A 22,135-nucleotide genomic window follows, 5' to 3' on the forward strand; every position below is an offset into this window, starting at 1 on the left:
TAATTTTTTATGAATTGGATATTTTATATTTTACATTGTCGAAACACGTATTTATGAGACAAGATAAACAGCAACCAGATCAAAAGACCTAAAAAACACTGTTCCGATTATAATAAAAGTAATTTTCGAAGCGGCGGAGGAAGGAAAAATAGATTAGACCCGGGCTTGAATCTCGCCGAAATCGTAGGTTAAAACGTCCGGCTGGCTGTCAATGAATGATTGATGATGCCGGTGATCTTTTCAACGTGATGGTGCAAAAAGAAATGATTCCCCTCAAAGTAGTAGGCTGTAAAGTGTCCTGAAGTATGATGTTTCCAATCGGATACATCTTCCTTGCTCATAGCGTCTTCTTTTCCGTTGAGAACGGTAATGTCGCAATCTATTTTGCTGTTTCTTTCTTGATAGATATAGTTTTCTACCATTTTAAAGTCGCTTTTGAGAATGGGGATAAACAATTCAAATAGCTCTTCATGATTGATGAGCTCCTCAGGTGTTCCCCCGAGCTCGACAATTTTTTTCTTAAAAATAGGATTGGGCAAGGTATGCAGTTTTTCTTTCTTTCTGATCCTGTTTGGCGCTTTATAGCCCGAGAAAAAAATGTGAACCGGTTTTTCAGCTCCCGCCCCGCTCATTTGATAGTAAAGTTCATATGCCAAAAGGCTTCCCATGCTGTGCCCAAAAAGAGCGTAGTCGTCACCTTTTCGTTCAGCTTGAACCTGCTCAAAAATGTCTTGAACTGCTTCTTCAAGGCTTTCGTAACAAGGCTCGTTGAAACGCCGGCCCCTTCCCTTCAGCTGAATCGGACAAATCTCAATGTCGGGCTGCATATGGCCTTTCCAGGAATAAAATGCAGATTCGGATCCGCCGGCGTAAGGCAGGCAAAATAATTTCATTTCTATCATTCCCTTTCGTTGTAGATATTTTTTGGTGAATAAGCCGTTAATCGACAGATACGTCAGCCGTCCGATTCAGCGCTAAAAACTTCGGAAGGATAATCATGTAGAAAACGCCAACAGCAATCAGGCTTCCCCCGACTAGCCAATACAGGCTTTCAAGCGCGATCCATGCCGGGTAAAGCCACGCAATAAACAGAAGGGTCAGCGACTGTGAGAGCATCATAAGCGGATGAATCCACCCCTGCACCCTACCCATCATTTTCGGATTGACGATGTTTGGTATCCACCCTCCGATGGCAACGTTGATGCTTGGAAGCGAAACCGCGATAAAGCAGGAGCAGACCATATACATCCACAAACTTTTAACCAGGGAGCCGGAAATCGTGGCACATCCGCAAACAATCAGCGCTAGGATCAAAAGTTGATAAAGCTTCAATTTTTGAGAAAGCAAGGATGCGGCGATGCTCCCCGCCAAAAACCCCGCACCGAAAACAATGCCGAGTACAATCGACATCTCTTCATAGTTTCCAGGTGCAAGCTTGTATTTTAATATAAACACCTGCATGACCGAGAGCCCCCCATTGACAACTCCGAAAAGGACGAATCCGGACACGAGGGCAAGCAGCAATTTATGGTTGAGAATATAAGTAAAACCAAGTGTGAAATCTTTCCATATACCAGCGATATTCAGCTGTCTAATGGAATGTTTTCCATTTGGCATGCGGACGGCATCGGAAATCCGGCAGGCTTGAATTAAAAGCCCGCTCAGTGCGAAGCTGGCTGCATCAACCATAACGGCTCCTTCAACTCCAAGCGTCCAATAACAAAATACGCCAAGCCCGTTTCCGAACAGCATAAATAAACTGGCTACCATTTGATTCAATCCGACGGCCAGCGAATATTCGTTTTCAGATAATATTCCTTGAATAAGAGAAGTTTGGGCAGGGGTGAAAAAACTTTTAACGGCATTTCTTAAAAAAAGAACGGCAAATGTAAACGGCATCCATTCAAGATAGAGAGACAGCAGTAATACAATCGATAGTCCCATACAGATCCAATCGCAGTTTTTGGCGATTTTCTGCCGGTCAAACTTATCCGCGAAAACACCAACGAGGAAAAATACAGCCAATGTAGGCAATGACAGCATCAGCTCGGTCATTGTGGCATATGCAGGCTGATTGGAAAAACGGTCTAGCAGGTAAAACAAGAGGGCAGTGAGTCCGATGATCCCTCCCATTTGTGAGGTAAAGGATGCGAAGAACAGCAGCGCATAATTTTTATTTTGAAAAATAGAAAACATTTTTTTCATAGGCGCCTCCTAATTTGTATTGAGACAGACGGCTCTATTTGTTATTCTAAAAAAATAACATCATTCTAATTTTCCGTCTCTTATCACGCTGATTTTCATTTTCAAAACTACACTTCTATCATTTAAAGTGTCACAGATTGAATTTCCCAATATAAAATCGCTGCTTCTCATAACGATTGCAGCCGTCTTTTTAACCCCCCGTTTCTTCTTTCAGATAGTATTCTCTAGCAAAGTGGAAGGGAAATCCTTGATCTCTACCCTTCAAATTTACAAAGAAGTAAATTTATGAAAAGTAATTCTAAGGTTATAGATTCGTCCTATTTCAACAATATCCTCTATCTTATATTCAATTTTTTAGAAAATGTCCTTTTTAAAATACAATTACTATATTTAAAAAATAAAAAAACGCTTCCGATATGGAAGCCGAAAGACTCATCATACTGGAAGCTGTTTAGATGTTCATTTTTTTATGAAATTGTTATCCAGCACTTCGATCACCGAAGAAGTCGTTTTTGAACGGTCTTTTGTTTGCTGCACCAGTTTGATGATGTCTTTGTATGACTGCTGCGCTCCGAGCACCAGCAAAGGAACCCCGATCGGATCGATTTTCAGCCTTCTTGAAAATAAACCGCCGAATGTCATCGCAATGGGCACAGTCGGAGACGTGTTTGAAAAAACGACTTTTTCCTGCAGTTTTCCGTTTTTTTCAAACAGCTCGAAAACGCCCAGCATGGCTGGAATGACCGCTTTTGATGATCCTCTGCCGATCGTGTACACCTGGTGGCCTTCTTCATCAAGACCGTGAAAGATTAATTTCCCCATTTCCTTCGGACTTAATTGATTAAAACAGTCGGTGCTTAAAATTTCGTTTTTCGACGGTTTTCTGCTGAATGGGAGCTTTTTCAGATGATAAGCGGCGGCAAGTGCAGAAGAATGAGTGCCGCCGTAACAGTTGTATATATAGATCAACATACTCACCCTCTTAAATGTCTTTAGTTTTAATGTGACCCAAATATACAATCTTATTTATACCGCGTTTCCAAAACTTCTTTAACAGCTGAGACATACGTTTGGAACGTCTCATTTTTAGAACTTGCCCGCGTCCACAGGCCGAACTCCGAAAAAAAAGCCTCTCGTTGAGGCGTGCTGATTTCCAATTGAATGCTTTGACCTGATTGGCATTGATTATTGATATTTTCGGGATTTCCCCCTGCAAGCCGGTGGCTTGGGCTGACCAGCTCCGCTGAAAAACCTTGGTTGTGCAGCGCTCTGACAATCGCTTTCGCCCCTCCGGTATCCGTTCCTCCCACAAGCGTATGTTCAACGATGTCATGATATCCATGAAAAGCCAGCGTATAGTTGTGCTCTTTGACCGCTTTGACGGCCTGCGGTTCATCAAAATGATTGCTTGTGATGTGAAGATCCCAGTTTTGCGAGGGTTTGATTCCTTCAAATAAGTAAGTGGAATAATCGGCGCTGAAGGCGCGGACAAGTTCACTGACACCTCCTTCGATTCCTCCGCCGTGCGGCGAAAGAATCAGCAGTTCGGTGCCCATGTCTGTATATTCGATTTGATAATCTTCTCCTTCTGTTTCATGTTCGGCAAGCTCGGCAAAATTGGCGTATTTGTCTGCAGATGAAGCGACGCTCTGCAGCGGAAATTGAAAGATGACCGTTAAGCAAATCCCCGTGACTAACCAGATGATGCAACGATTTTTCATCAATGGGTTCCATTCTTCCTGCACCGTTAAGAAACTCCTTTTATCGTGTATTTTGTTGCGAGTATCACGTGATATCATGTTTCGGCCGGGATGAGAGAATTTCAATAAATGGTAAAATATTACTCCTTTTCGTCACCCAGTTGCCATTTTATATAAGAAGAACAGCATAACGAAAGCGACCTTTACCTTATTTTTCATCAGCGGCCGGCACGTGTTCCCGGAAGCACGGAATCTTTCGGCATACAGTATTTTTATATCGATTTCCTCAGACGGGACAGGTGCCTTCAGATCAAGCAAAGCCTATAGAAGGAAGCACAGGTTCGGTGCAGCGGTTTGAAGAGGGACAAAGTCTCCCTGTCTTTATATGATATTTTGAGCCTCTCTGACAGGAGATCATCTAAAAAAATGCAAATAAAAAGAAACGGACGATTCCGTTCCTTTCAGAGACGATCATTTTTTATAGAAAGCGCTCCGGCCTGCTCGTTCAACCAGGGCTGGGAAGAGCTGATAGAGTTTGCTGACGCCGTTCATCCAGCCTGGAAGATTAATTTCTCGCTTGTTCGTCATCATTGCCGAGACGACTTTCTTAGCAACCTGATCCGGATCAAGCATCCATCTCTCGACGCTTTTGACATAATCCCCTCTTTTATCGGCCGTCTTAAAAAAGTCGGTTTGAATCGGTCCAGGATTGACCGTTGTCACGTTGACCCCCGTTTCGGCAAGCTCCATTCTCAAGCTGTTTGAATACCCGAGCACAGCATGCTTTGTTGCCGCATAAAGGCTTGACTTGGGCGTCGCTAATTTGCCCGCTTGCGAGGCGATGTTGATAATATGGCCTTTGTCTTGCCTGATCATATGCGGGAGTGCCATTTTCGTGCAGGCGATCAGACCGAATACGTTGACCTCAAACATCGCTTTCATATCTTCAAGGGAAGCGTCAAGCGCGTTTTCGAAAATACCGAATCCCGCGTTGTTCACAAGAATATCAACCGGACCGGCCTCTTGGAACGCCGCTTTTATGTCATCCGTCCGGCTGACGTCCAATGCGATTATGCGGCATTTTGCACCGGTTTCATCGGCGATGTTTTGCTTCAAAGCCATGAGGCGGTCTTTTCTGCGCGCAGCCAGAATGACCTCGGCTCCTTCCTTGGCGGCATGGTATGCGATCCGTTCCCCAAGTCCTCCTGAAGCCCCTGTAATCATCACGTTTTGCTCTTTCAACTTTTGCTGCATGTTCGTCACCTACTTTGCGTAATAGTACTCGATTCCATCGGCCGTTTCTGCTCCGATCCTCCCTTGGGATTCCAAATCGTCAAGCTGCCCAATCGTTTCTGACATCGTTAAGAACAGCTCTTTTTCATAGACTGCAGGGAACAGTTTTTGACATATCTGATAAGGTGAATGCGGTTTTTCAGTAAGGATGCGGTACACCTCTTCGGCTCTGTTTCGCTGCTTTTCCAGCCTTTTGGCGACAAGCTCATTCACTTTTGTGATGTCCTCCCCGTGGCCGGGATAAATAATGTTGAGCGGAAGCTCCCGCAGCCTGCCGAGCGATTTCAAATAGTCCAGCAGCGGAGTCGGGCGCCTTTCTCCTTTTTGCGGCACTTCAAGAAGCGGATTTGAAGAAGACGGCTTTAACAGCAAGTCTCCTCCGAGCATGCTTCCAAGCTCCTCATGATAAAGGACAATATGTGAAGCGGCGTGTCCGGGCGTCTCAAGAACCCTCCACCCTTCAAGCCCGTCAATTTGCGCGCCTTCTGAAACGGTCTCTGTCAAAGTCCGATTACAGGAAAACCGGTACGACGCTTTTACCGTAAGCCCCGGCGGCTTCATATCGCCGGGAACGCCGAATCGCTGATACAGGTATGTAAAAAAGGCCTTTTGTTTTTCAATAAAATCGGGATTTTGGCTGATATACGGTTCATTGAACGGATGGCCGATGATGTTGACCCCTGCGGGGAATTCGTCCAGCAGTCCGGCGTGATCAGCGTGATGATGGGTCAGAACGACCTGGTCAATATCGTTTAATGACAGTCCCTGGCCGGCCAGCTCTTTCTTCAAAACGGCGGCCGCCTCCTTTGTGTTGGGCCCGGCATCGACCAGAGTCAGCGCCTCGCCTCTGACCAAATAAATGTTGACGTCTCCGACTGCAAACGGAGTCGGCAGTGAAATAGGAATGATTCTTGCGTCTTTCATCGTTTGATTCTCCTCATCCTGCGAATTGATGTTGATCATATTTTACCTTTTTCTCCCGCGCATGTCATTTTTGCTTCAAATGCCTGTTGACATTTCATCATTCCTCATAGCATAATGAACAACAAATATATGCAGGTAAATGATTGAAGACGCAATGAAGAGGAATAGTAAACAAGCAATGGTGAAAGAGAGTGAAATCCACGGCTGAAAGATTTCACAGCCCGCTTGCATGTTGAACCTGCCCTCAGAGCGCTTAGGCAAACCTAAACGTATCCCGCGTTACGGGGCAAGAGCTGAGCATTTATATGCTAATGAAGGTGGTACCGCGAAACCTTTTCGTCCTTTGTGAAGACGGAAAGGTTTTTTTGTTTTTTAGAAGGAGGAATTCATAATGAAACGAATGGGATTTATCGGAGCCGGTTCGATGGCTGAAGCGATGATTAAGGGGCTTGTCAAAAGCGGTGCGATGGAGCCGGAAGCGATATTCGTTACGAATCAGTCGAATACGGCCAGACTTCGTGAGTTAAGCGAGACATACGGGGTGTGCGGAGAAGCCGATACGGCAAAAGTCGCCGCCCGTTCGGATACACTCGTTTTGGCGATGAAGCCGAAGGACGCGGCGGCCGGAATGGCCGCACTCCGCCCCTATTTGCGAAAAGATCAGCTGCTGATTTCAGTCCTTGCAGGCATTCCGATTCGCACGATCCAGCACTACGCCGGGCTTGATCTGCCAGTTGTAAGGGCCATGCCGAATACATCGGCCGCCATTCAAAAATCAGCCACAGCCTTTGCGGCAAGCCCGCTCGTGACGAAAGAGCAGATGCGGGAAGCAGCTGACCTCTTTGCGACAGTCGGAAGCGTTGCAATCGTTGAGGAATCTGCCCTTGATGCGGTGACAGCAGTAGCCGGAAGCGGCCCCGCTTTTGTTTATCGATTTGTCGAAGCCCTGCAGGCGTCAGCTGCGGAATTGGGACTTCCTGAAGAAACGGCGAAACAGCTGATTATCGATATGATGTCAGGTGCGGCTCAAATGCTTGAAACCGGCAGGAACCCTTCTGTCATGAGAAAAGAGATTACAAGCGCCGGAGGGACAACGGAAGCGGGCCTTCGGGTGCTTGACGACCATCAATTCGAACAGATCGTCATATCCTGCGTCAAAGAAGCGGCGAATCGTTCTGCGGAAATCAGGGATATGTTTGCGGCCAAAATTTAAAAAAACCGGGAGACAGCGTATCGCTTGTTCCCGATTTTTCCCCAAGCGGCCCCGTCCGTATACTTAGAGAAGCTTGTGTATCGCCAGCCGGAGGATATCGGGCAGCTTTCCGAATGAAAACGGCACATGGAGGCGTTCCGTCCATTTATGAGGGTCTTTGCCGGCCGGCCCGATATTGATGACCGGCACAAACAGTGCGTTTTCTCGTCCTTTAGGCAATGAATAGCCGTGTTGAAACAGCGGCATATTGGATGTGAACGCATCGACAGACTGCTTTTGCAGCTGAAGGTAGCTTAAATCGGACAGGCCGGGAAAATATTGGACTTCTGTAAATTCAATACCGTACCTGTCGGCCGCATACTGTTTCACATCTTTCATCACCTTTCGGATCAAAGGATCGTCCTTTGAAGAAACAGCCGGATAAAACGGCGGACTGTAAAACAGAACGATCATCGGAGCATCTTCTTTGCAGAGCGAAGCCAATTCAGACACGATTTTCGTTGAAAAATCGCGGTCTCCAAGCTTCCCCCTGTTGGCAAATGCAAAGTTGAGTATGCGCTCCGCCTCGGACTTCCCGGCCTTTTCCTTTGCTTTGTTCCACAGCTCCTCAAACGTCAGCACGGAAACGGTCGGATTCATTGGCGTGAATGCTTCAAATCGCTGATATTCGGCCGTTTTACGCTCAATATTTGTTTGAATATTGGCGGCCGCTTCCTTGGCTGTGTCAAGCAGCATGTGATGGAGCTCGGCGGCGGAACGCTCCATCATCAGCACATTAAAGAGCGACACCGCTGCGTGAGGAGTCTGAACCGAGTACGCTTCCTTCAAATCTTTTTGCATCAGATTGGCCGGGGGAGGCGTCACTTCTCCATCCGCTTCTTCGCAATAGTCAACGTTTAATTCGAGCAGCCTGTTGATTTCGGACACCATTAAATTCGCATTCACCCCTGCAAACGGCTCGCCGACATGCGTCTCAATCCCTTTGCAGAAAAATCCGGCAAGCGCTTTGCCGATGCTGCCTGAATAGACGTATTGCTTCTGATCTCCCGGATGTTTTTCAAACATCGGCTCACAATTTAAGCATGATGTATAATGAAGGCCAAATTCCTCTTCTAAAGCTTTCAGTGCGGGTACGGCTTCAAGCATCCCCTGTGAGTTGACTTCTTCGTCCGGAACCGTAATTAATAGAAGGTTTCCGTCAAATTCTCCGTTCATCGCCCGTTCCAGCATCGAAAATTGAACAGCAAGACCCGCTTTCATGTCCATGCTTCCCCTTCCAAACAGCCACTCGCCGCTTTCCAAGTCTCTTCTGACCCGTTCAGGCAAAAGTTCTTTTTTATCATTTAATACATCCATGAGTTCCGGGACTTTGCATGCCGTATGTTTGAATTCGCCGTAGTCTGCCGTATCGACCACGTCAAAATGGCTCAAGAGGAGCACCGTATTTGATTTCTCTTCCTTTTTGACGAGGGCGGTTAGAAAATAACGCCCGTCTTCCATCGGGTGAAGCTTTAAATATTCAGGATTCTTTTGAAAGTACGAACGGTCTTTTAATAAATCATGCATATACTTCGCAAGCGCCACTTCTCCGGCCGTGTCTGAGATGCTTTCGTATTGAACTAGAGAAATGAGCAGCTGTTTCAGTTCTTCCACTGTCTGCCACTTCACAAAGCAAACCCCCCTCTTTCGCTGTTTTCCGCAGGTGTATGCAAATATCGTATTTAGTAAAAAATAGAATGTGAACAACTTTATTGTACTGAACATTCTTACATATGGAAATGACTTGAGCAGTTTATATGACGTGAATGGGCAGAATTGGTATAATCGAGGCGAAAACTTACGGGAGGCGAAAAAATTTGAGTAATCGAAAACTGTTCACACCATGGAGTTTAAAAGGAGTTACACTAAAAAACCGGATTGTCATGTCGCCGATGTGCATGTATTCCTCCCATGAAAAGGATGGAAAAGTGCAGCCGTTCCACATGACCCACTACATCTCCCGCGCCGTCGGACAAGTCGGACTGATCATGGTAGAAGCTACCGCCGTCACCCCAGAGGGCAGAATCTCCGATCAGGATCTTGGTATATGGGATGACGCGCATATTGACGGACTTGCCGCATTAACGTCACAAATCAAGCCGTATGGCAGCAAAACGGCGATTCAGCTGGCACACGCCGGAAGAAAAGCCGAGGTCGAAGGTACAATCTACGGGCCTTCAGCTCTTCCTTTCGACGAAAATTCGCGAACACCTGTTGAAATGACAAAAGAAGACATAAAAGAAACCGTTCAGGCTTTCAAAAAAGGAGCTGAACGCGCGAAAGCCGCCGGCTTTGACATCATTGAGATTCATGGGGCCCACGGATATTTGATCAACGAATTTTTATCACCGCTTTCCAACAAACGCGAGGATGAATATGGCGGATCACCGGAAAACCGCTACAGGCTGCTTCGCGAAGTCATCGACGCTGTAAAAGAAGTCTGGGACGGACCATTGTTCGTACGCGTTTCAGCTTCAGACTACAAAACAAAAGGCCTTGATGTCGCCGATTATGTCGGTTTCGCCAAATGGATGAAAGAACAGGGCGTTGATTTGATCGATGTCAGCTCCGGTGCAGTCATGCCTGCCGACATCAACGTCTTCCCGGGCTATCAAGTCGGCTTCGCCGATACAATTCGCGCCCAAGCCGAAATCCAGACAGGTGCAGTCGGGTTGATCACAAGCGGCCTTCAAGCTGAGGAAATCCTCCAAAATGGACGCGCAGATCTCATTTTCGTTGCGCGAGAGCTGCTGAGAGATCCATACTGGCCGAAAACCGCTGCCAAACAGCTGAACACAAAAATTGAAGGACCTGTTCAGTACGACAGAGCCTGGTAAGTTGCTGATATCCCGCCTCAAGGCGGGATATTTCTTTTTTTCAAACTCGTGAGAAACGAACATCCTTGTTCGTGCGTCTTTCCTAATAGAACACCATATACAGAGAGAGGATGACCTCTATGACCATAACGGAAAGAATATATACAGTTGAAGGATGCATGTTTTACACAAAGCAGAGAAAAGGAAAAAAGAACGCAACCATTATTTTTGAAGCGGGCTACGGTTCTTCTTCAAAGACTTGGCAGCCCATTTTACCCGATATAGACGAAGATCTCGGCTTGTTTGCATACGACCGTGCAGGCCTTGGCAACAGCGGGCCGAGCAGCAGCAAAAGAACAGCGGATCAGATGGTGAAGGAACTAAAAGCGCTGCTTGCAGCAGCAGGCGTCAAACCGCCATACCTGTTTGTTGCCCATTCGTTCGGCGCCGTCATTGCAAGGTTGTTTGCAAGCCGGTACAGCGATGAAGTCATCGGCATGGTGCTGCTTGATCCCGCTTGTGAAGATCAGGAGGAAACAGTGCTGCCTCTTCTTCCGGAAACATTAAAAGAAGACTACAGCAAACAGTTTTCGATCGAAGGGTCCCATGAGGACTTTCAACAAAGCCTAGACATTCTGAAGCAGGAAAAGAAACACCTCGGTTCGGTTCCTTTGCTCGTCCTTTCGGCGGGAAAAAGAACGGAGGCGGCGAAACAGGCTCATCACGAGTGGCTGAAGCTTCACAGCAGACTGCTGTCTCTTTCGCATCAAAGCGGCTGGATTCAAGCGAAAAACAGCTCGCATTTGATCCATCATGATGAGCCCCACATCGTCCAGCTTGCGATCTATGATGTGTGGTATGCCGCACAGCAGCAAACATACGCTTATCAAGCCGCCAATTAAACAAAAAAACCAGCAGACATTCTGCTGGTTTTTTGTTATTTTGTTTCTCGGTGTATCGTGTGCCTTTTCAGACGCGGAGAATATTTTTTCAATTCCAGGCGATCCGGATTTGTACGTTTGTTTTTTGTCGTAATATAATTGCGGTCCCCTGTTTCAGTACACGCCAATGTAATTTTGACTCTCATGTTGTCCTCCTTTTCAAAACGTAATGATTACGCTTTATTATACACCATTTTAAAACCGTGTCAACAAAAAAAGCTTCCCGTCCCGCATTGCCGGAACAAAGAAGCTTCGAATGCCAATTAAGTTCTTTTGATCTCATGCTCATAAAAGTCAAAAGCTGCCACGGTATCAGGAAAGATCGCTTTCGCTTCATTGACCAGTTCAAGCACGTTTTCCCCCTGGTATCTTGCACTGATATGGGTTAAAATCAGTTCTTTTGCGCAGGCCTCCCGCGCTGTTTCCGCCGCTTGTTCTGAAGTGCTGTGATAATAGTCTCCGGCAAGCTCCCTGTCGCCTTTCGCAAATGTTGCTTCATGGATGAGGACATCGGCTTTTTCGGCAAGCTTCTTCACATTCTCGCATGGCCTCGTATCTCCGGAAAAAGCGACAATCCGCCCTTTTTTCGGCGGTCCGATAAAGTCTGCACCGCGAATCTTCCGGCCATCTTCCAATGTGACCGTCTCCCCGTTTTTCAGCTTTTGATAAACAGGGCCAGGCGAGACTCCGGTCTGTTTCAGCGCTTCGGCGTCAAGTGCGCCTGGAACATCTTTTTCCTGCACGCGGTATCCAAAAGCGGGGATGCCGTGAGATACGCTTCTCGCCGTCACGATAAACTGGTCATCTTCAAAGACTGTCCCTTCTTCAATCTCCTTAATCACAAGCGGATATGTGACATGCGTCCCCGATACGTCAAGCGCCGTTTCAAGAAACGTTTTGATTCCTTGCGGTCCGTACACGGTCAGCGGACCTTCTCCTCCCTGGAAAGAGCGGCTGCTGACAAGACCCGGAAGCCCGTATACATGATCGCCGTGAAGATGGGTAATAAAAATCTTTTCAATTTTTCTGGGCTTGATCGATGTATGTAAAATTTGATGCTGTGTGGCCTCCCCGCAGTCAAACAGCCAAACAGACCGCCTTTCTTCTAAAAGCTTCAATGCAACGGATGTGACATTCCTCGTTTTTGCGGGGATGCCTGCTCCCGTTCCTAAAAATAATAACTCCAATATCCTTTCCTCCTGCTAAAAACTTCATCTATCACAAGCATACAGGAAGTCTGAGAAAAAAGAAACGCCGGCTTCACGCCATGCTATGCAACTAAATACCCTGCCCGTTTTCAGTAAACTTTTCATACGATTCGATCTCAAATGTTTGCTTTAAGGGATTATTAGCTTTAAAATGAAGAAAATAAACTTAGCTTCGAATAAAGTGAGGTACGTTTAATTGAAAAAAGATCAAATGGAACCAAAAGCAGTTATCGTAATATTTGGCGCAACAGGGGATTTGGCAAAACGAAAACTATATCCTTCTATCCACAGGCTCTACGAAAACGGACAAATCGGGAATGAATTCGCGGTTGTCGGAGTCGGCAGACGCCCTTGGACAAATGAAGACTTTCGCAGTACCGTACAGCAATCGGTTTCGAAGTTTCCGTTAAACGAAAAGGATGTAGACGAGTTTACATCTCACTTCTACTATCATCCTTTTGATGTTACAAATTCCGGCTCATACCGGGAATTGAACGAACTTTTAGAGAAGCTGGAAAGTACATATGATATTCCGAATAACCGGATGTTTTACTTAGCGATGGCTCCTGAATTTTTCGGAACGATTGCAAAGTTCCTAAAATCAGAGGGTGTCACTTCAACAACAGGCTGGTCAAGGCTCGTGATCGAGAAGCCTTTCGGACATGATCTGCCGAGCGCAAAATCCTTGAATCAGGAAATTCGTGAAGCCTTTACAGAAGATCAAATCTATCGGATTGACCATTATCTAGGAAAGCAAATGGTGCAGAACATCGAAGTCATCCGCTTTGCCAACGCGATTTTTGAGCCGCTTTGGACAAACAGATACATCTCGAACATTCAAATCACGTCAAGTGAAGATTTGGGTGTGGAAGACAGAGCGAGATATTATGAAAAATCCGGGGCGCTTCGAGACATGGTTCAAAACCACATTCTTCAAATGGTGGCGCTGCTTGCGATGGAACCGCCGATCAAGCTGAACACGGAAGAGATCCGCAGCGAAAAAGTGAAGGTGCTCAGAGCCCTTCGTCCGATTCGAAAAGACGAAGTCGATCAGTTTTTTGTGCGCGGCCAGTATGACGCGGGTGTCGTTGACGAAAAACAGGTTCCGGCTTATCGCGATGAGCAAAATGTAGCAAAAGAGTCGAATACGGAAACGTTCGTTGCCGGCAAACTGCTGATCGACAACTTCAGATGGGCCGGTGTGCCGTTCTACATCCGGACAGGGAAACGGATGCAGAAAAAATCAACCCAGATTGTCGTCCAATTTAAAGACATTCCGATGAATCTTTATTACGGAAACGGCAACACGATGCATCCTAACCTGCTGGTGATCCATATTCAACCGGATGAAGGCATCACCCTTCATTTAAACGCAAGGAAGCTTGGAGGCGGCACTTTTGCCCAGCCGATCAAGCTCGACTACTGCCATAACTGCGGGGACGGCATCAACACGCCTGAAGCTTATGAAAAGCTGATTTTGGACTGTTTGCACGGAGACGCGACAAACTTTGCCCACTGGGATGAAGTTGCGCTTTCCTGGAGTTTTGTTGATGCGATTTCTCAAAACTGGGAGGAAAACAAAACCCTTTCCCCTAACTATGAGGCGGGCTCTATGGGACCGAAAGCTTCTGATGACCTGCTCGCAAAAGACGGCTTTCATTGGTGGCCGCTTTAATAAAAAACAGCCTTCACATTGAAGGCTGTTTTTTTATTTATGCTTTTAAGGCCTGCATTTCTTCTGGATGGCTTTTGTCCCGCTTCCACATCAGCTGAAGAACGAACAACAGAAGGAATATGCCGAGACCGATTATGTCGGAATAGCCCTCCGGATAAATCAGCAGAAGACCGCTGGCAGCCGCCATTATTCTTTCAAACCAGAACACTTTTCTCATCCAGAATCCAATCATGCCCGCACCGATGGCGATCATTCCGGACAATGCGGTAAAGATCACCCAGAGAATTTCATACCAATGTGCGTCAATCATGAGAAGCTCCGGAGACAGGACGAATACATACGGGATGATAAAAGCGGCAATCGCAAGCTTTGCTGAATTGATCCCCGTTCTGATCGGCTCTCCTCCCGCAACACCGGCGGCGGCAAATGCGGCCAAAGCAACGGGCGGTGTAATGTCAGCTACGATGCCGAAATAAAACACGAACAAGTGGGCCGACAGATCAGGAACATTCAGCAAAATCAAGGCTGGTGCGGCAATCGTTGACGTAATTACATAGTTTGCCGTCGTCGGCGATCCCATTCCGAGAACAAGAGCGGCGATCATTGTCAAAAAGAGCGAAGGCAGCAATGCGCCTCCTGCCAAATCGAGCAGGCCGTTTGCAAGTTTGAGGCCGAGACCCGTCTTTGTGACGACTCCGACGATGATGCCGGCAGCTGCCGTTGCCGCCGCAACGGAAAGCGCCATTCTCGCTCCTTCCGCGAGAGCCAGCACAATCCCTTTAAGACCCATTCGCGTTTCCCTGTTGAACAAACCGACCAGGATCGCCAGAACGATCGAATACAAAGCGGCATGCATGACCGTGATGCCCGACATTAACAAAAAGACGACCGAAACGATCGGAAGCAGCAAATAAATCTTTTTGAATACTTCCTTGCGGTTCGGCATTTCTTCTTTCGTTAATCCGCGCAGGCCGAGGCGCTTCGCTTCAAAGTGGGTCATAATCCAGATGCCCGTAAAGTACAAAACAGCCGGGATCATCGCGGCTTTCGCGATATCCCAGTACGTAATGCCTCCGCCGATGAACTCAACCATTAAAAAGGCGGCGGCTCCCATGATCGGAGGCATCAGCTGCCCGCCTGTAGATGCGGAAGCTTCGACTGCACCGGCAAATTCTTTTTTATAGCCCAGTTTTTTCATCATCGGAATCGTAAACGATCCGGAAGTGACGACATTGGCGACAGAGCTTCCGCTGATCGTTCCCTGAAGCGCACTTGAAAAAATCGCGACTTTTGCCGGTCCGCCAGTGCTTCGTCCGGCGATCGCCACAGCAAGGTCATTAAAATACTGCCCCACACCGGTTCTGACAAGAAATGAACCGAACAGGATGAACAGGAAGATGAATGTCGAAGACACAGCGAGCGGCGTGCCCAAAATTCCTTCCGTCGTAAAATACATCGTCTGAACGAGCCTTTCCAGCGTCAGGCCGTTGTGAGACAAAAAGCCCGGCAGATACGAGCCGTAAAGGCCGTACAAAAGAAACAGGCCGGCGATGATCGTAATCGGCAGCCCGACAGCACGTCTTGTCGCTTCCAATACGAGCAGGACGGCCAACAGTCCGACATAAAAGTCCGTTTCCGTGATCAATCCGATCCCGCCTACAATCGTTTCATAATTGGCAACCCAATAAGCGCCGACGCCCGCTCCTAATACGGCTAAGATTGCGTCATACCAGGCGACTTTGAATTTGCCGGTCTTCCGTAAACCTTTTGTCGCCGGAAACAATAAAAAAATCAGACCGAGCGCAAATCCTAAATGAACCGACCTTTGAATTTGAGCCGGAAAAACGCCAAAAATGGCTGTGTATAATTGAAACAAAGAAAAAGCGAGCAGGCCGACAAATGCAATGACCCCCGTCAACCCTTTGAGCTTTCTCGTCCCCGCTTCAGGATCGTATTTCTCCAGCAGTTCCTGCTGATCTTTTTCCGAAAGCTGCTCAGTCATTGATATTCACTCCCCTCAGTTGTTGCAAGACATTTAGTTTTCGGACACTCATCCTTGTCCATGTGCCGGGGCGGATGTACCGCTTTAACTCATGTTCAGCGCCTGAATACTTGATCCTGTGATTCGCCCTCACCCTTCCGATCCGCATGTCAATGAACGGAAAGGTCCTCTTCATATCCGAAATGGTATAGACACCGTTATTGATGACGAGCCTTTCACCTTGCTCCGCGTTTGCCGGCATCCCGACGGCCGGATCATGATAGGTCAGAGCGGTCTGCCGAATCATTCCTTTTTCCCACACATACGATTCGATCACTTCTGTCCGATGGATGGAATGCGTATAGATCACATCAAAGCTTTTCTTCTTTTGGAGGGGAAGAAAAGCGATGATCTCGCCGCTGTCCTCTTTCTCGAACACGACAGCGGTCTGATAAGGAATCAGGCATGCCGCTGCAAAAGCGGCAATAATCAGCGCCGGCACAAGCCGTTTTACAATTTTAAATTTCCCCATTTTTCCAAATCCCCTGCCGAATAGAAAAACGATAGACCGATGTTTCATTGCAACGGTCTATCGATTGTCCGGGCTTGTTCATCGCTTATCTGCCTGCGGCTTTACGATTTTTCTATCCCTTTTTCTTTGAAATATTTAGCCGCTCCAGGATGAATTTCAATATCGCCCAATCCTTCAAGCGCGGTTTCAGGCTTGATAAATTCGCCTTTGGCATGATTGATTTTATCGGCTTCAAACAGCGCTTTCGTCATTTTATAGACGGTGTCCTCATCCATCTTGTCGGATGCGACGAGCATCGCTTTGACAGCGACCGTGTTCATATCGCTCCCGATGCCGTAGGTGCCTTTTTTGATCGTATCCTCAGCATAGAACGGATACTTTTCCATCAGCTTTTCCTGCTTATCTTTTTCAATATTTAAAATTTTTATTTTATTTTGCGCAGAAAGCCCTTCGACAGCCCCGGTAGGCGTTCCAGCCGTGATGAAGGCGGCATCGATCGCGCCTGACTGAATGCCGTCGGTCGACTCTTCAAAAGACAGGTTTTGCGGTTTGATGTCGTCAAAAGACATCCCGTGAACCTCCAAAATCTGCTTGGCATTAATGTTGACCCCTGCACCCGCAGCACCCACGGAAACCGTTTTGCCTTTTAAATCTTCAATCGAATTGATTCCGCTTTTTTCCGTTGTTACAATCTGTACAGTTTCAGGATACAGGGCGGCAATCGCCTTGATTCCGTCAATTTTTTCTTTAAACATTTCTTTGCCTTCTATGGCATAAGTGGCAATGTCCGTCTGAGAAAAAGCGACCTCAGCTTCCCCTTTTTGCAGAGTTGCCATGTTTTCAGCAGAAGCACCTGTAGTCTGCGTCGTAAATTTGTCTCCTGTTGCATCCTCCCAAAGGTTTGCAAATTGACCGCCGAGCGGATAATATGTACCGCCGGTTCCCCCTGTCAGCAGACTGTAGCTTTCTGATCCTTTTGACGCAGATCCGCCGACCTTATTTCCTGATGCATTGCCGCTTCCGCACGCTGCCAATCCCATGACAAGCGTCAGCAGCAATACAATCCATGATAAGCTTTTCCACTTTTTCATTCATTCTCCCCCTTTGCTTGTTGGACAAATAACAATCCTATCGTACCACGAAAAATGTATTAGTTGTCAATATATTGTTTTATTTCTAATTATTTAGTTAATTTTATGAGCAGCTGGTTCTGAATATGCGCACGGCCTCGGAAATTCCCTTCCGCTAAAGCGATGGCAGCCCACGATCCCCTCGGAGGACAAGCGTGCTGGAAGATTGCATGACAAAACAAAAAACCCGCGGTTATGCAGGTTTTTCATTTCCGAACATGGACGCTGGAAAACACAAACTTGTCGTAGCGATGCCTTGCAAAAGAATATTCAAACGGTTCTCCCGTATTTAAAAAAGCGACCTGTTCAACTTCAAGAACCGGATCATCAGGGGCGCATTCCAAGTACTCTCGGTCGAGCGCATTCGACTTATCCGCCCTGATCTTCCGGTGCGAGCCGGCGATTGTCAGTTTCAGCGTCTCGGTGATGTGCCGGTAAACGGAGCCGTGAAGAACGTCTTCATTTAATTCAGAGATGACATTCGAAGGCATATACGTTTCTTCAATGACATACGGTTCGCCTTCAACCTTTCTGAGCCTGATGATATGATACACCGGAACGGTCTTTTCGATTGACAATTGCTTAGCCACTTCATCTGAAGGGAATTCGACATCAAATTGAATGATGCGGCTTTCGATTTGTTTATTGGCGAGAAGCTTGGTCAGCCCGAGGTTTTCGCGGTCTGTCACACTGACGGGAAGCTGCTGAATCGATGATTTTACTATGAAGGTGCCGTGTCCGCGCTTGCGGTACAGCATGCCTTCTGACACGAGAATATCGAGGGCTCTTTTCATCGTCATTCTGCTGCAGGAAAATTCTTTGGCGAGAGAAAGCTCATCAGGTATGGGCTGATCAATCGGATAGTATTCTTCCTGAATCCGCCTCCTCATTTCGTTTGAAATATATTCGTATTTTCTCATGTTTTAACCACCATTACTAAGGATTCTGTATGCTTGTAACACCTTCCTTATCATTATATCGGTTTTGAAGCGGAAATAAAAAGATGGCCCAACAGACCATCTTTTAGCCCGAGTCCTTTTTAAAAACCGTTGTTCTCGGCAAGTTTCTTAAACCAGTATCCGCTTTTTTTAATCGTTCGTTCGCCGTTTTTGTCAAGGTTGACAGATACAAATCCGTAGCGGTTTTTATAGGCGTTCGTCCATGACCAGTTGTCCATGAATGTCCAAAGGTGATAACCTTTGACATTCGCTCCTTCCTGAATCGCTCTGTGCACCCATTTTAAGTGTTCTTCGATAAACGCAATTCGGTAGTCATCGCGGATTATGCCGTCTTCGCCGCGGAAACGCTCTTCTCCTTCAACACCCATTCCGTTCTCAGAAATAAAGCATTCAATATTTCCATAGTTTTCTTTGACATTCATTAAAATATCATAGATTCCTTTTTCGTATATTTCCCAGCCGCGGTGGCGGTTCATTTTTCGTCCGGGCATTTCATAATGGTCAAAAAAACGCTCCGGCATAAAAGGCGCGTCCGGATGAGGCATGTGCTCCTTCGCTTTCACCCGTCTCGGCTGATAATAATTGATGCCGAGCAGATCGACAGTGTGATTTTTGATCAGCTCCAAGTCTCCTTCTTCCTTGACAGGCAAATAGCCTTTTTCTTTTAAAATATCTGTTAAAAGCTGCGGAAACTCACCCTTAACGGCAGGATCAAGAAACGACCGGTTAAAGAAAGCGTCAGCTATTTCAGAAGCTCTCACATCTGCCGGGTGCTGGCTTCGCGGATAGGATGGCGTTAAATTTAAAATGATGCCGATTTTGCCGTCGCCTCCGAGTCTGCGGTAGGCTTCGACCGCTTTGGCGTTTGAAAGAATTTCATGGTATGCGACCTGGACGGCCTTTTGAAAGTCGATGATGTTCGGATAATGAAAATCGTATAAATAGCCGCCTTCAGCAGGAACGATCGGTTCATTGTGGGTAAACCATTTTTTCACACGATCCCCGTACAGCCGGAAGCACGTTTCCGCGTATGAAACAAAGTGATCGACGACTTGCCTGTTTTCCCATCCGCCGATATGCTGGAGCGCAAGCGGCATATCAAAATGATAAAGGTTGACAAAAGGCTCGATCCCAGCCGCCAGCAGCTCATCGATGACTTGGTTATAAAAGGCAGCTCCTTCCTCGTTCAACCGCCCTTTTCCTTCAGGAAACAGACGGGCCCACGAAATGGAGAAACGAAAAGAGTTGTGGCCGAGCTCCTTCATCAGCTGAATATCTTCTCTGTAAGTCTCGTAAAAACGCGAAGTCTTCTCAGGGCCTACTCCGTCAAAAAATCGGTTCGGCTCTTTTTCGTACCAGTGATCCCAAATGTTCTTTCCTTTGCCCCCTTCAGCCGCCGCTCCTTCAGTCTGAGTCGCGGATGCCGCCGACCCCCACCAGAAGCCTTTTGGAAAACGGTATTGAATTTGTTCTAGCTGCAGTTCTGTTTTTGACATGTCATCAATCTCCTTTTAAAGTCCTAGCGTTGTCTGATCTTGTTCCGCTGCATTGATTTCCTGCTCTTTTTTCATATTCATCCGGTCGATGAATTTCAAAAACGGGAACCAGATCATAAAGACAACGGCTAAATTCACAATCTGTAGAATGCCACCGGCAAGCGAATTGGTCGCCATCATTCCGCTGATAAAAATCGGCACAGTCCAAGGAATCGTGACCCCGGTCGGCGGCGGCACAAGCCCGGACGCCATTGCGAAATACGTAATTAAAGTGACGATCATCGGCGAGATCACCCACGGAATAAAAATGAGCGGGTTCATGACGATCGGCAGGCCGAAAATGATCGGTTCATTTACGTTGAAAATCCCCGGCGCTGCTCCGAGTTTTGCGACCTGCTTCATTTGCTTGCTCTTCATAAACAGCAGGATGGCAATAATCACGGCCAGTGTCATCCCGGTTCCGCCCATTCCGACGGTGTACACTTCCATAAACTGCTTATTGATAATATGCGGAACTTCCCCTGTTGCGGTATAGCTATTCAAATTTTCGATCGAAAGCGTATTCCAGATCGGATCCATAACAGAGTTGATGATAATTTGCCCGTGGAGTCCGAAAAACCAGAGAAGCTGAGTAAAAAATATAGCAATCAAGGTCGGAATGATACCGCTTCCAAGGCCGACAAGCGGAGCCTGTACCAGATTGTAAATTAAATCGTGCATATTCGTATTGAACGCTTGGGTCACAAGGATATTGATGACCAAGTAGACAGACAAGGTCATCACCGCCGGAATCAGCGCGGCAAAAGATTTAGCTACAGCAGGTGGAACGCCGGCGGGCATTTTGATCGTATAGTTTTTCTGGACAAAAAATCTGAAAATCTCCGCGGATGTAAAGGCGGTAATCATTCCGAGGAACATCCCTTTCGCACCGAGCCTGTCAATCGGGATGACGTTCGGAATCACTTCCCCTCCTTCGCCGTTTAATACAAACGGAGTCAGCAGAAGGAACGATGCCAAAGCGACGACTCCTCCAAAAACCGCATCGACTTCATAAGTTTTGGATAAATAATACCCGATCCCGAACACGACGAAAACGGACATAATGCTGATCGTTGCACTCGGCGCTATGCTTAAAGCCGACTGGAACGTTTCAAGCGCCGATTTGCTCATCATTTTATTGAGAAACGGCAAATTGGTTAAAACGACAATGATCGATCCGAAAATGGTGAGCGGAAAAGCCAGCATAAACGCATCCCTCAGCACGCCTAAATACCGGTTGTTATTCAGCTTCCCGGCAATCGGCACCAAGAGGTTGCTCAATTTTTCAAACATGGTCTCTTATCCCCCTTCGATTTTGCCATACAGTGCGAATCATAGATTTTTCTCTTTGAATAATTCCAATAATTCGGACACAAGTTCCTTCATCGTGAGCGTCGACATCAAATGGTCCTCCGCGTGCAAGAGCAGCAAAGAGAACTCACTTTTTTCCCCGCCCGCTTCTTTTTGAATCATTTGAAAGTGAATATCATGGGCCTGCTGCAAATCGGCTTCAGCCTGGTGCAGCAGCTCCTCTGCTTTCTGAACGCTGCCGGCGCGGTATGCCCTGATGGACTGAATGACTTTGCTGCGGGCGTTTCCGCTATGAAGAATGAGCTGAAAGCAAATTTGTTCGCCTGTTAATTCATCGAGTTTTAATTTTCCCATCATCATCAATCTCCGATCAAGCTGAGCGCCTGTTCATAAGCTTTCTTTCCGTCTGCCATTCCGTAAGCCATCATATCAATCACATCAACCTTAGTACCGTACTGTTCTGCTTCTTTCTGCAGCTCGCCTTTTAAAAAGCTCATTTGCGGGCCGATGAGAACGACGTTTGCCTCTGCCATCTCTTTTTTTGCCTGGTCCTGTCCGACCGCCCAAATTTTTGCCTCGTCACCGATTGAATGCGCGTATTCCTCCATCTTGGTGACAAGGAGACTTGTCGACATACCCGAACTGCATGCAAGTAAAATCTTTTTCATCGTCA

General features: G+C 46.9%; 21 protein-coding genes and 1 other annotated feature. Of the genes, 4 read left to right on the forward strand and 17 right to left on the reverse strand.

Annotation, left to right across the window (positions count from 1 at the left end):
* Positions 1 to 188: 188 nt before the first annotated feature.
* The 6 genes from M1D59_RS13110 to M1D59_RS13135 all read right to left on the reverse strand — a co-directional run bounded on the left by M1D59_RS13110 (position 189) and on the right by M1D59_RS13135 (position 6,122).
* Positions 189 to 893 (reverse strand): thioesterase II family protein, encoded by a 705-nt coding sequence (locus M1D59_RS13110; RefSeq protein ID WP_025811196.1) that lies wholly within the window; start codon positions 891 to 893, stop codon positions 189 to 191.
* A gap of 46 nt (positions 894 to 939) precedes the next feature.
* Positions 940 to 2,205 (reverse strand): MFS transporter, encoded by a 1,266-nt coding sequence (locus M1D59_RS13115; RefSeq protein ID WP_025811195.1) that lies wholly within the window; start codon positions 2,203 to 2,205, stop codon positions 940 to 942.
* A 459-nt stretch (positions 2,206 to 2,664) separates the two neighbouring features.
* Positions 2,665 to 3,174, reverse strand: a complete 510-nt coding sequence (locus M1D59_RS13120) for a DUF3189 family protein (protein WP_318602267.1) — start codon at positions 3,172 to 3,174, stop codon at positions 2,665 to 2,667.
* 53 nt (positions 3,175 to 3,227) lie between these two features.
* A complete protein-coding gene (locus tag M1D59_RS13125) occupies positions 3,228 to 3,950 on the reverse strand; it encodes a poly-gamma-glutamate hydrolase family protein (protein WP_328038205.1) in 723 nt (240 codons plus the stop codon).
* Between the two features lie 426 nt (positions 3,951 to 4,376).
* Positions 4,377 to 5,159: an SDR family NAD(P)-dependent oxidoreductase gene (locus tag M1D59_RS13130; protein ID WP_023855134.1), complete on the reverse strand. Its 783-nt coding sequence runs from the start codon at positions 5,157 to 5,159 to the stop codon at positions 4,377 to 4,379.
* Between the two features lie 9 nt (positions 5,160 to 5,168).
* On the reverse strand, positions 5,169 to 6,122 hold the full coding sequence (locus M1D59_RS13135; protein WP_023855135.1) for an MBL fold metallo-hydrolase: 954 nt from the start codon (positions 6,120 to 6,122) through the stop codon (positions 5,169 to 5,171).
* 145 nt (positions 6,123 to 6,267) lie between these two features.
* Positions 6,268 to 6,469, forward strand: a binding site (T-box leader).
* Positions 6,470 to 6,513: 44 nt separating this feature from the next.
* On the opposite strand from M1D59_RS13135, the gene proC reads away from it, so the two are divergent.
* Positions 6,514 to 7,335 (forward strand): pyrroline-5-carboxylate reductase, encoded by an 822-nt coding sequence (gene proC, locus M1D59_RS13140; protein WP_025811192.1) that lies wholly within the window; start codon positions 6,514 to 6,516, stop codon positions 7,333 to 7,335.
* Between the two features lie 63 nt (positions 7,336 to 7,398).
* Here the strand turns inward: proC and M1D59_RS13145 are convergent, their stop codons facing one another.
* A complete protein-coding gene (locus M1D59_RS13145) occupies positions 7,399 to 9,003 on the reverse strand; it encodes a M20/M25/M40 family metallo-hydrolase (protein WP_224146175.1) in 1,605 nt (534 codons plus the stop codon).
* A 137-nt stretch (positions 9,004 to 9,140) separates the two neighbouring features.
* Here M1D59_RS13145 and namA point away from each other — a divergent pair, with 137 nt between their 5' ends.
* Together namA and M1D59_RS13155 are read left to right on the forward strand one after the other, a co-directional pair.
* Positions 9,141 to 10,211, forward strand: a complete 1,071-nt coding sequence (namA, locus tag M1D59_RS13150) for an NADPH dehydrogenase NamA (RefSeq protein ID WP_396021752.1) — start codon at positions 9,141 to 9,143, stop codon at positions 10,209 to 10,211.
* A gap of 119 nt (positions 10,212 to 10,330) precedes the next feature.
* Positions 10,331 to 11,092 (forward strand): alpha/beta fold hydrolase, encoded by a 762-nt coding sequence (locus M1D59_RS13155; protein WP_105980377.1) that lies wholly within the window; start codon positions 10,331 to 10,333, stop codon positions 11,090 to 11,092.
* Between the two features lie 35 nt (positions 11,093 to 11,127).
* On the opposite strand, the gene rpmG is transcribed toward M1D59_RS13155, so the two are convergent.
* Both rpmG and rnz read right to left on the reverse strand, forming a co-directional pair.
* The gene (rpmG, locus tag M1D59_RS13160) at positions 11,128 to 11,277 is read right to left on the reverse strand and encodes a 50S ribosomal protein L33 (RefSeq protein WP_003183271.1); all 150 of its coding nucleotides are present in this window, start codon (positions 11,275 to 11,277) and stop codon (positions 11,128 to 11,130) included.
* 117 nt (positions 11,278 to 11,394) lie between these two features.
* A complete protein-coding gene (gene rnz, locus M1D59_RS13165) occupies positions 11,395 to 12,318 on the reverse strand; it encodes a ribonuclease Z (protein WP_025811189.1) in 924 nt (307 codons plus the stop codon).
* Positions 12,319 to 12,550: 232 nt separating this feature from the next.
* On the opposite strand from rnz, the gene zwf reads away from it, so the two are divergent.
* Positions 12,551 to 14,014 carry a glucose-6-phosphate dehydrogenase gene (zwf, locus tag M1D59_RS13170; protein ID WP_031304722.1) on the forward strand — a complete coding sequence of 488 codons (1,464 nt, stop codon included), beginning with the start codon at positions 12,551 to 12,553 and terminating at the stop codon, positions 14,012 to 14,014.
* Positions 14,015 to 14,051: 37 nt separating this feature from the next.
* Here the strand turns inward: zwf and M1D59_RS13175 are convergent, their stop codons facing one another.
* The 8 genes from M1D59_RS13175 to M1D59_RS13210 all read right to left on the reverse strand — a co-directional run bounded on the left by M1D59_RS13175 (position 14,052) and on the right by M1D59_RS13210 (position 22,130).
* The gene (locus tag M1D59_RS13175; protein WP_025811188.1) at positions 14,052 to 16,016 is read right to left on the reverse strand and encodes a TRAP transporter permease; all 1,965 of its coding nucleotides are present in this window, start codon (positions 16,014 to 16,016) and stop codon (positions 14,052 to 14,054) included.
* Entirely contained in the window at positions 16,009 to 16,527 is a 519-nt protein-coding gene (locus M1D59_RS13180; RefSeq protein ID WP_224067271.1) for a DUF1850 domain-containing protein, read from the reverse strand. The genes M1D59_RS13175 and M1D59_RS13180 overlap by 8 nt, the downstream gene beginning before the upstream one ends.
* Positions 16,528 to 16,628: 101 nt before the next feature.
* Positions 16,629 to 17,618, reverse strand: a complete 990-nt coding sequence (locus tag M1D59_RS13185; RefSeq protein ID WP_458117460.1) for a TAXI family TRAP transporter solute-binding subunit — start codon at positions 17,616 to 17,618, stop codon at positions 16,629 to 16,631.
* Positions 17,619 to 17,863: 245 nt separating this feature from the next.
* Entirely contained in the window at positions 17,864 to 18,577 is a 714-nt protein-coding gene (locus M1D59_RS13190; protein WP_020452095.1) for a GntR family transcriptional regulator, read from the reverse strand.
* A gap of 119 nt (positions 18,578 to 18,696) precedes the next feature.
* On the reverse strand, positions 18,697 to 20,112 hold the full coding sequence (locus M1D59_RS13195) for a glycoside hydrolase family 1 protein (protein WP_145930193.1): 1,416 nt from the start codon (positions 20,110 to 20,112) through the stop codon (positions 18,697 to 18,699).
* A gap of 15 nt (positions 20,113 to 20,127) precedes the next feature.
* Entirely contained in the window at positions 20,128 to 21,444 is a 1,317-nt protein-coding gene (celB, locus tag M1D59_RS13200) for a PTS cellobiose transporter subunit IIC (protein WP_025811184.1), read from the reverse strand.
* 39 nt (positions 21,445 to 21,483) lie between these two features.
* Entirely contained in the window at positions 21,484 to 21,816 is a 333-nt protein-coding gene (locus tag M1D59_RS13205; RefSeq protein ID WP_025811183.1) for a PTS lactose/cellobiose transporter subunit IIA, read from the reverse strand.
* A gap of 5 nt (positions 21,817 to 21,821) precedes the next feature.
* The gene (locus M1D59_RS13210; RefSeq protein WP_020452099.1) at positions 21,822 to 22,130 is read right to left on the reverse strand and encodes a PTS sugar transporter subunit IIB; all 309 of its coding nucleotides are present in this window, start codon (positions 22,128 to 22,130) and stop codon (positions 21,822 to 21,824) included.
* Positions 22,131 to 22,135 lie beyond the last annotated feature (5 nt).

The sequence above is a fragment of the Bacillus sp. PK6-026 genome (assembly GCF_054161455.1).

What these genes read in the sequence shown, in the direction of transcription:
- M1D59_RS13130 (WP_023855134.1), bottom strand. Translation starts at nt 5,159, where the DNA reads ATGCAGCAAAAGTTGAAAGAGCAAAACGTGATGATTACAGGGGCTTCA.
- M1D59_RS13190 (WP_020452095.1), bottom strand. Translation starts at nt 18,577, where the DNA reads ATGAGAAAATACGAATATATTTCAAACGAAATGAGGAGGCGGATTCAG.
- M1D59_RS13155 (WP_105980377.1), top strand. Translation starts at nt 10,331, where the DNA reads ATGACCATAACGGAAAGAATATATACAGTTGAAGGATGCATGTTTTAC.
- M1D59_RS13180 (WP_224067271.1), bottom strand. Translation starts at nt 16,527, where the DNA reads ATGGGGAAATTTAAAATTGTAAAACGGCTTGTGCCGGCGCTGATTATT.
- M1D59_RS13115 (WP_025811195.1), bottom strand. Translation starts at nt 2,205, where the DNA reads ATGAAAAAAATGTTTTCTATTTTTCAAAATAAAAATTATGCGCTGCTG.
- M1D59_RS13205 (WP_025811183.1), bottom strand. Translation starts at nt 21,816, where the DNA reads ATGGGAAAATTAAAACTCGATGAATTAACAGGCGAACAAATTTGCTTT.
- proC (WP_025811192.1), top strand. Translation starts at nt 6,514, where the DNA reads ATGAAACGAATGGGATTTATCGGAGCCGGTTCGATGGCTGAAGCGATG.
- celB (WP_025811184.1), bottom strand. Translation starts at nt 21,444, where the DNA reads ATGTTTGAAAAATTGAGCAACCTCTTGGTGCCGATTGCCGGGAAGCTG.
- M1D59_RS13175 (WP_025811188.1), bottom strand. Translation starts at nt 16,016, where the DNA reads ATGACTGAGCAGCTTTCGGAAAAAGATCAGCAGGAACTGCTGGAGAAA.
- M1D59_RS13210 (WP_020452099.1), bottom strand. Translation starts at nt 22,130, where the DNA reads ATGAAAAAGATTTTACTTGCATGCAGTTCGGGTATGTCGACAAGTCTC.
- M1D59_RS13185 (WP_458117460.1), bottom strand. Translation starts at nt 17,618, where the DNA reads ATGAAAAAGTGGAAAAGCTTATCATGGATTGTATTGCTGCTGACGCTT.
- M1D59_RS13110 (WP_025811196.1), bottom strand. Translation starts at nt 893, where the DNA reads ATGAAATTATTTTGCCTGCCTTACGCCGGCGGATCCGAATCTGCATTT.
- M1D59_RS13195 (WP_145930193.1), bottom strand. Translation starts at nt 20,112, where the DNA reads ATGTCAAAAACAGAACTGCAGCTAGAACAAATTCAATACCGTTTTCCA.
- rpmG (WP_003183271.1), bottom strand. Translation starts at nt 11,277, where the DNA reads ATGAGAGTCAAAATTACATTGGCGTGTACTGAAACAGGGGACCGCAAT.
- namA (WP_396021752.1), top strand. Translation starts at nt 9,141, where the DNA reads ATGGGCAGAATTGGTATAATCGAGGCGAAAACTTACGGGAGGCGAAAA.
- M1D59_RS13135 (WP_023855135.1), bottom strand. Translation starts at nt 6,122, where the DNA reads ATGAAAGACGCAAGAATCATTCCTATTTCACTGCCGACTCCGTTTGCA.
- zwf (WP_031304722.1), top strand. Translation starts at nt 12,551, where the DNA reads ATGGAACCAAAAGCAGTTATCGTAATATTTGGCGCAACAGGGGATTTG.